This window comes from uncultured Romboutsia sp. (assembly GCF_958366745.1).
Classification (GTDB): domain Bacteria; phylum Bacillota; class Clostridia; order Peptostreptococcales; family Peptostreptococcaceae; genus Romboutsia; species Romboutsia timonensis.
The window spans coordinates 1-8,731 of record NZ_CATXCO010000089.1; the positions used below are offsets into that span (position 1 = coordinate 1).

Genomic DNA, 8,731 nt, shown 5'->3' on the forward strand with positions numbered 1-8,731 from the left:
ATGAATATGATTGTTTTTACAGCGTAGTTGATTTACATGCAATAACAGTACCACAAGAAGCAAACAATCTAAGAGCAAATACAATGCAATTATTAGCTCAATATTTAGCTTGTGGACTAGATCCAGAAAAAAATACTATATTTATACAATCTCATGTAAGTGCTCATGCAGAACTTATGTGGATATTAAATACAATGACTTATATGGGTGAGTTAAGTAGAATGACTCAGTTTAAAGATAAATCACAAAAAAGTGAAGCAAACTTAAATGCAGGATTATTTACATATCCAGTATTAATGGCAGCAGATATATTATTATATCAAACAGACTTAGTACCAGTTGGAGAAGATCAAAAGCAACATTTAGAATTAGCTAGAGACTTAGCTACTAGATTTAATAATAGATACTCACCTACATTTAAAATACCAGAGCCATATATACCAAAAGAAGTAGGTAGAGTAATGAGCTTACAAGAACCTAAAAAGAAAATGAGTAAATCTGATGAAAATGAAAATGCATTTATACTTTTAGCAGATGATGCAGACACTATAAGAAGAAAAATAAAAAGAAGTGTCACAGATTCATTAGGAGTAATAAGTTATAATGATGAACAACCAGGAATAAAAAACTTATTAGAAATATATTCTAAATTAGGTAACAAATCTATAGAAGAATTAGTGGCTATGTATGAAGGTAAAGGATACGGAATATTCAAAGAAGATGTAGCCGAAGTTATAGTTGAAAGTTTAAGACCTATAAGGGAGCAGTATAATGATCTTTTAAATAATAAAGATTATTTAGAAAAAGTATATGCTATAGGTGCGGAAAAAGCTGAAAGACAAGCTAGAAAAACTTTAAGAAAAGTTTATAAAAAAGTTGGATTAATAGAAAGAAAATTTTTATAAGATGTGATAAAAGGGAGTTGAAATGATAATATTTCAACTCCTTTTTCTATTACATAAAAAGTTACTGAAAATATGAGCTAAGTGAATTTTTTACTCAGATGCACATACAATGATTAACTTTTTCACATAATATTTACGTATTATCTTTTTACAAAAAAGGAAGTGAGGCATATTAAATATAAAGAAGATAATAACCTAGAAAATCAAAATCCTATAAATATGAAAGACCTTGATAAAGTTATGAATGAATTAAATTTATGTGAAATAACATCAGAAGATTTAGGACTTATAAGAAGGTATTTAGAAAGATTAATTTTAATAATTGAGAGAAGTAGAATTAGAGAATATATGATGCTAACAGATAGTAAAAGAAGGTTATTTTTAATAAATTTTGTAGCAGGATTAGGGAAAGGATTTGGCCAAGCGATAGGCTTTACAGTCTTAGCAGCGTTAGTGCTTTACTTATTAAGTACATGGGTAGATTTGCCTGTAATAGGTGCATTTATAGCAAAACTTATAAATATAGTAGATCAATATAGAGAGGGTAGATAAATATGAATATAAATAAATATAAGGAAAAACTTTTAAAGGAAAAAGAAAAATTAACTGGATTAATAAGTGAAATGAGGGATAATACAGTTTTTGGGAATATAACTAATCATACTAGTGAAAGATATACTTCAGGTGAATTATCAAGCTATGATAATCATCCAGCAGATATAGGAACAGAGGTATATATGCAGGATATGCAAAATAGTCTAACTAATCATGAAGAAGGAAAGTTAAATAATATTGAAGACGCACTATACAAAATTGAAAATGGAACTTATGGTATATGTGATATTTGTCATCAGCAAATAGATAAAGATAGATTAGATATACTCCCTGAAACTAACTTATGCTCTAATTGTGCAAAAAATCAACCAGATTTACATTTAACAAGTAGAGAAGAAAATCAAAGATTAATAAATAAAGGATATATGTTTTATGATGAAACAGTTATGAAGTTAAATGAAATGAATAAAATGCCTAAAGATGAGTCAGATAGGGATTAGTCTGAAGAAAAGAGGTGTCTATCATGAAAAAGATTATTATTCAGTTTTCGGTAGCCTTACTTTTAATTACAGGTATTTATGTTTATAAATACAATAATGAGAAAGATTTAGAAGTTTCAAATATAAGTCAAGATATAATGAATGATTATGAAGATATAATTATAAAACATGGAAATGAAGATGAAAAAGTAATCGCATTAACTTTTGATGACGGTCCAGATAAAGATTTTACTCCACAAGTTTTAGATATATTAAAGAAAAATAATGTAAAAGCAACATTTTTTGTAGTAGGAGAAAATGTTGAATGGAATGCTGAAATTTTAAAAAGACAACATGAGGAAGGCCATGAAATAGGGAATCATACCTTTACACATATAAATGTTTCTAAAAAAGGATATAACGATATATATAAAGAAATAAATAATACACAGCAAGCAGTGAAAAAGGTTATAGGGGAAGAACCTAAACTATTTAGACCTCCATATAGAGCAATAAGCAAAGCTATGTGTAACATAGTAAAAGAAAAGGATATGAATATAGTTTTATGGTCTAATTTAGATCCAAGAGATTGGTCAAATCCAGGTGTTTATTACATTGTAGATACAATAACTTCTAAAGTTCAAAATGGGACTATAATACTTTTACATGATTACAATAACTTAAGAAATAAAAAATCTCAAACAGTACAAGCACTAGAGATTGTTATACCAAAGTTAAAAGAAATGGGATATAAGTTTGTTACAGTATCAGAGCTTATAGAAAACCTAGAGAAAGAGCAAACAATGCAAAAACAATAATAGAGGCTTCCAATTAGGAAGCTTTTTTTTGTATAATAATAATATATATTTATCAGGGAGGAAAAAATATTGATATATGAATTGATAATAATTTTATTAATAGGTATAGATCAAATATCTAAATTATTAGCACTAAATTACTTAAAAGATATAAGGAGTATACCTATAATACAAAATGTATTCCATCTTACATATGTAGAAAATAGAGGTGCAGCATTTGGAATGTTCCAAAATAACCAAATAATATTTATAATCGTAGCGCTTGTAGCATCTATATATGGATTATACTATTTACATACAAAAAAAGTAGATACAGTTGGAAAAGTTGGAATACTCCTTATAATATCCGGTGCTATAGGGAATCTAATAGATAGAGTAAGGCTTGGGTTTGTAGTTGATTATTTTGACTTTAGAATAATATGGGAGTACGTATTTAATATAGCAGATATATTTGTAGTTTTAGGTACAATACTTTTATGTATATACATATTATTTTATGATGACAATAAAGAAAAGCAGAAGTAGGTGTAAAAATGGATGAAGTAAAAGAGTTTATAGTAATAGAAGAGGAAGAAGGAGATAGATTAGATGTATATCTTTCCGAGCAATTAGGAGATATGTCTAGAAGTTATATACAAAAACTAATAAAAGATAAAAAAGTAACTGTTAATGATAAAATAGAAAAAGCAAAGTACTTAGTAAAAGAAGATGACAAAATAGTTATACAAATACCAGCACCGAAGCTTTTAGAGGTAATACCTCAAGATATACCGATAAACATAGTATATGAAGATAAAGATGTGCTTATAGTAAATAAACCTCAAGATATGGTAGTTCATCCTGCTCCAGGAAATTATGAGGGAACATTAGTAAATGCTATATTATATCATTGTAAAGAAAATTTATCATCTATAAATGGAGTAATAAGACCTGGAATAGTTCATAGAATAGACAAAGATACTTCTGGACTTTTAATGATAGCTAAGAATAATAATGCACATAATAGTTTAGCAGAACAGCTAAAAGAACATTCTATTACAAGAGAATACCAATTTATATGCCATGGTGTAGTTAAAGAAGATAAAATAACAGTAAATAAACCTATAGGAAGAAATCCTAAGGATAGATTAAAAATGGCAGTTGTTAAAGATGGTAAAAATGCAATAACTCATTTTGAAGTTATTAAAAGGTATGAAAACTTTACTCATATGAAGGCAAGGCTTGAAACAGGAAGAACTCATCAAATAAGAGTTCATGCATTATCAATAAATCATCCTTTATTAGGAGATGAAGTATATGGACCTAAAAATAATAAATTTAAGTTAAAAGGACAAACTTTACATGCTAAAAAATTAGGATTTATACATCCTACAACTAAAGAATATGTTGAATTTGATTCGGAGCTACCAAAGTATTTTCAAGATATATTAAATAAGTTGAAATAATGCTTGAAATATATATATGTTGAATATATAATGATTATAATGAAAGTATACCTTTAAATGATACAGAGATATCATAAGGCAAGAAAAAATACTATTAGTATTTTATTAAGCATATTTGTATATATAGCTTCTTGTCTTATGATAAGAAGCTTTTTAGATTTTACAAAAATTACTAGGAGGTCACAGATGAAAGAAAAGGCCCAATTAATGGATGAAAAAGCAATTGGAAGAGCTATAACTAGAATCAGTCATGAGATAATAGAAAGAAACAAAGGTATAGAAGATGTTGTTTTAGTAGGAATAAAAACTAGAGGTGTTCCTATAGCAGATCGAATAGGTAAAAAAATACAACAAATAGAAGGAGCATCAGTAAATACTGGTGAAGTAGATATAACTCTATATAGAGATGATTTAAAAAAGATAGATGTTGACCCAGTGATAAACGGTTCAAATGTACAATTTAGTATAGATGATAAAATAGTAATACTAGTTGATGATGTACTGTATACAGGAAGAACAGTGAGGAGTGCATTAGATGCTATTATAGATATAGGTAGACCTAAGGCTATACAGTTAGCGGTTTTAGTTGACAGAGGTCATAGAGAGTTACCAATAAGAGCTGATTATGTAGGAAAGAATGTTCCGACATCAAAAGGTGAAATTATATCAGTAAAGCTATCAGAAATTGATGGTGAAGATTCAGTAACAATTAATGAATAAGAGCATAAATTTATAAATATAGTGCCTTTTAATTCAGTACAGAGATGCTGAAAAAGGGAGAATAATTTCTCCCTAAAAAATTTACGGGAGGTTTTTTTATGAAAAAAACAGTATTATCAATACAACATTTATTAGCAATGTTTGGAGCCACAGTATTAGTTCCAATATTAACAGGATTTAATCCTTCAGTTGCAATTTTTTGTGCAGGTATAGGTACATTAATATTCCATTTCTGTACAGAAGGAAAAGTACCAGTATTTTTAGGTTCAAGTTTTGCATTTATACCATTGATATTATCAGTTAAAGAAGCATTTAATGGTGACTTAGCTTATGCTCAAGGTGGTATAATGGTAGCTGGTTTAATTTATGTTATATTATCTTTTGTAATAAAAATGGTTGGGGTAGATAAGATAAAAAGATATTTCCCACCACAAGTTACAGGAGCAATGATAGCTGTTATAGGTCTTAATTTATTACCAACAGCATTTGATATGGCATCAAATAATATTATGATAGCAATGATAACATTAGCTATAGCGCTTATTATAAATAACTTTGGTAAAGGATTTATAAAGCAATTAGGGATATTAATCGCAGTTATTATAGGAAATATATTAAGCTTAGTCTTAGGAGTGGTAGATACAACTACTATAGCACAAGCTAGTTTATTTGAAATACCAAAGTTTACATTACCGAAGTTCAGTTTAGAAGCAATTGTTATAATAGCGCCAGTTGTATTAGCAGTTTTTATGGAACATATAGGAGATATGACAACAAATGGAGCAGTAGTAGGTAAAAACTTCTTAGAAAATCCAGGTTTAAATAAAACATTACTTGGAGATGGATTAGCTACTATAGTAGCAGGGTTCCTAGGAGGTCCAGCAAATACTACTTATGGAGAAAATACAGCAGTACTTGCACTAACTAAAAACTATGATCCATCATTACTTAGACGTACAGCAGTATTTGCAATATGTTTATCTTGTATAGGAAAGTTTGGAGGATTTTTACAAAGTATACCAACCGCTGTTATGGGTGGTATAAGTATATTATTATTCTCTATGATAACTTTAGTTGGAGTAAAAACTGTAAAAGATAATGGATGTATAAAAAATAAGAAAAATATAATTATAATAGCAACAATAATGGTGATAGGTTTAGGAACTACTTACTTAAGTGATAAAGGTATAGTTATAGGTATACCAGTTACACAGGATGTAACAATAACAGGACTTAGCTTAGCAGCAATAGTAGGTATAGTATTAAACGTATTATTAAACAATTCAAATACAGATTCAAAAGAAGATGAAGAAGCAGTTAAAGTAAGAACAACAACTGCATAAATAAATTAAGATGCCTATGCATAGAATAAAATATTGATCTATGTATAGGTATTTTTTACGTATAATGAAATTATATAAGCAAAAAAATGTGGATAACACATGAATATGAGTAATATCAATAACTTTATAAAAGTAAAAAATGATATTTTGAGCAACGGATGTATCCATAGCGTAAGCAAGGATATATCGTTGGCGAAATGAGCGAAGCGAATTTTTTATTACAGGAAAACTATATTGTATAAAAATTCAAAGGAATTCATTATTATCAAATAGACATATAGTGGTAAGTAAAAATTTAATAAGAAAAATTAAGTAAAAAGTATAGACAAATTTAAATAAAAATTATAAAACAGAAACCTATTTGCGAACAAAACTAAAAATCATATAAAAAAAGTTCACAAAAATTACTGGAGGGCAATTATGAAATTTAAAAAATTATTATCACTATCAACAGCCTTTTTAGTATCAGCATCTATATTAACTGGATGTGGATCAAATAAAGGTACAGAGAAAAATGATATTTCAGTAGGAATAGTATTAGGTGCTGGGAGTATAAATGATCAATCATTTAACCAATCAACTTGGGAAGGGTTACAAAAAGCTAAGGCTGATTTTGGAATAGAAATAAAATATTTAGAATCAAAACAAGAAAGTGATTACATACAAAATATAGAAACACTTATGGATGAAGATACAGATTTAATAATAGGTGTTGGATATCAGTTAAAAGATTCTATAGAGGAATCAGCTAAGAATTATCCAGAACAAAAATTTGCAATATTAGATGAAACATATGATACAATACAAGAAAATGTCATTCCAGTTGTATTTAAAGAAGAAGAATCTGCATATTTAGTTGGTGTAATGGCTGCTAAGATGAGCAAAACTAATAAAGTTGGATTTATAGGTGGATTACCAGCACCATCAGTAGTTAGACATCAATATGGATATAAATATGGAGTTACAAACACAAATAAAGATACTCAGATATTAGAACAATATGTAAATTCATTTACAGATCAAGCAAAAGTAAAATCTATAGCTAAACAAATGCAATCATCAAATGCAGATATAATATTAGCTGCAGCAGGTGATTCAGGAACAGGGGCTATAGAAGCAGCAAAAGAAGCTAATAAATATGCTATAGGTGTAGATAGAGATCAAAGTGACCTGGCACCAGAGAATGTATTAACGTCAGCTGTTAAGAAACTAAATGTTGCATCTTATGACTTAGTTAAGGATTTAGTAGAAGGAACATTTAAAGGTGGAGCAGAAAAAGTATATGGACTTAAAGAAGGTGGAGTTGGAATAGTAGAAAATACTAAAAACTTAATACCACAAGATGTAATGGATTATGTTAATAAAGAAGCTAATAAAGTAAAAAATGGTGAAATAAAGATACCTAAAACTGAAGAAGAATATAATCAACTTATAAAATAAATGCAAAAAGAGTTAATCTATATTGTGAGATTAACTCTTTTTACATTATGAGATTTTATAATAATATATCTTAATTATCGAACTTAGATTTTAATTTAACTACTAATTCTTCTGTAGGAGTTACGTAGACAGTGTTGTTAGTATCATAAATAACCATTCCAGGTTTTGCTCCATTAGGTTTTTTAACATTTTTTTTCTTAGTATAATCGACTGGTACCTGTGAAGACATCTTTGATTTACTAAAGAATGCAGCAAGCATTGCACCTTCAAATATAGTTTCATCTGGAACTTCTTTTCCTTCGGTCTTTATGATAACATGTGAACCAGGTATATTTTTAGTATGCATCCAGATATCTTCATTAGAAGCTACTTTTAGAGTAAGATGATCATTTTGTTTATTATTTTTCCCTACTAAAATTTTAAAACCATTAGAACTAACAAATTCATGAGGTTTAGTAGTTAATTTAGTTTCTTTTTTACTATTATTTTTAGATCTTAGGTATCCAACTTTACCTAGTTCCTCTCTTATATCCATTAACTCAGCTAAGTTTTCACAGTTTTCTATACTAAGCATAATATTTTCTAAATAGTCTATTTCTTCTTTAGTTATTTCCATTTGAGAGGTAATTTCTTTTTTTGCAGTTTTTAATTTATTATATTTTTTAAAGTATTTTTGAGCATTTTCTGAAGGTGTAAAGTTTGTATTTAATGATATTTTTATATTTTTATATTCTGGATCATAGAAATTTGAAACCTCAACACTTTCCATACCTTTTTCAATCATATATATGTAGGATGTAATAAGTTCGCCCTTTATTTTATATATGTCTGCATTTTCAGATTCTATTAATTCTTTTTCTTGTTTATTTAATTTATTATAAAGTCTATCAAGTTTTATAGATATACTTTTTCTAAGGTCTGAAGAACGTTGATGAATTCTATCTTTTATATCTTTAGTTGCATAGTAATTTTCTAATATTTTAGATATACTATCATCATTTATAATTGATAAATTACTGAATAAAC

At 27.8% G+C, this 8,731-nt stretch carries 10 protein-coding genes; 9 read left to right on the forward strand and 1 reads right to left on the reverse strand.

Annotated features, from left to right (window positions below; translation table 11 throughout):
• The 9 genes from trpS to Q5F54_RS07430 all read left to right on the forward strand — a co-directional run.
• The coding region (gene trpS / locus Q5F54_RS07390) for a tryptophan--tRNA ligase (protein ID WP_302334168.1) at positions 1 to 905 on the forward strand (905 nt) is incomplete at its 5' end.
• Between the two features lie 162 nt (positions 906 to 1,067).
• On the forward strand, positions 1,068 to 1,457 hold the full coding sequence (locus Q5F54_RS07395; RefSeq protein ID WP_083335009.1) for a DUF5665 domain-containing protein: 390 nt from the start codon (positions 1,068 to 1,070) through the stop codon (positions 1,455 to 1,457).
• A gap of 2 nt (positions 1,458 to 1,459) precedes the next feature.
• A complete protein-coding gene (locus tag Q5F54_RS07400; RefSeq protein ID WP_071119636.1) occupies positions 1,460 to 1,960 on the forward strand; it encodes a TraR/DksA C4-type zinc finger protein in 501 nt (166 codons plus the stop codon).
• Positions 1,961 to 1,983: 23 nt separating this feature from the next.
• On the forward strand, positions 1,984 to 2,757 hold the full coding sequence (locus tag Q5F54_RS07405) for a polysaccharide deacetylase family protein (protein ID WP_071119637.1): 774 nt from the start codon (positions 1,984 to 1,986) through the stop codon (positions 2,755 to 2,757).
• 69 nt (positions 2,758 to 2,826) lie between these two features.
• Positions 2,827 to 3,282, forward strand: coding sequence for a signal peptidase II (gene lspA, locus Q5F54_RS07410; RefSeq protein ID WP_143023164.1), 456 nt, complete (start codon positions 2,827 to 2,829; stop codon positions 3,280 to 3,282).
• An 8-nt stretch (positions 3,283 to 3,290) separates the two neighbouring features.
• Entirely contained in the window at positions 3,291 to 4,202 is a 912-nt protein-coding gene (locus Q5F54_RS07415; RefSeq protein WP_071119638.1) for an RluA family pseudouridine synthase, read from the forward strand.
• 186 nt (positions 4,203 to 4,388) lie between these two features.
• Positions 4,389 to 4,922 (forward strand): bifunctional pyr operon transcriptional regulator/uracil phosphoribosyltransferase PyrR, encoded by a 534-nt coding sequence (gene pyrR, locus Q5F54_RS07420; protein ID WP_071119639.1) that lies wholly within the window; start codon positions 4,389 to 4,391, stop codon positions 4,920 to 4,922.
• A gap of 98 nt (positions 4,923 to 5,020) precedes the next feature.
• A complete protein-coding gene (locus Q5F54_RS07425) occupies positions 5,021 to 6,265 on the forward strand; it encodes a uracil-xanthine permease family protein (protein WP_302334169.1) in 1,245 nt (414 codons plus the stop codon).
• A gap of 420 nt (positions 6,266 to 6,685) precedes the next feature.
• On the forward strand, positions 6,686 to 7,705 hold the full coding sequence (locus Q5F54_RS07430) for a BMP family protein (RefSeq protein ID WP_288525785.1): 1,020 nt from the start codon (positions 6,686 to 6,688) through the stop codon (positions 7,703 to 7,705).
• 70 nt (positions 7,706 to 7,775) lie between these two features.
• Here Q5F54_RS07430 and Q5F54_RS07435 read toward each other — a convergent pair.
• Positions 7,776 to 8,731, reverse strand: a 956-nt coding sequence (locus tag Q5F54_RS07435; protein WP_302334170.1) for an NFACT family protein, incomplete at its 5' end; no start/stop codon positions are given.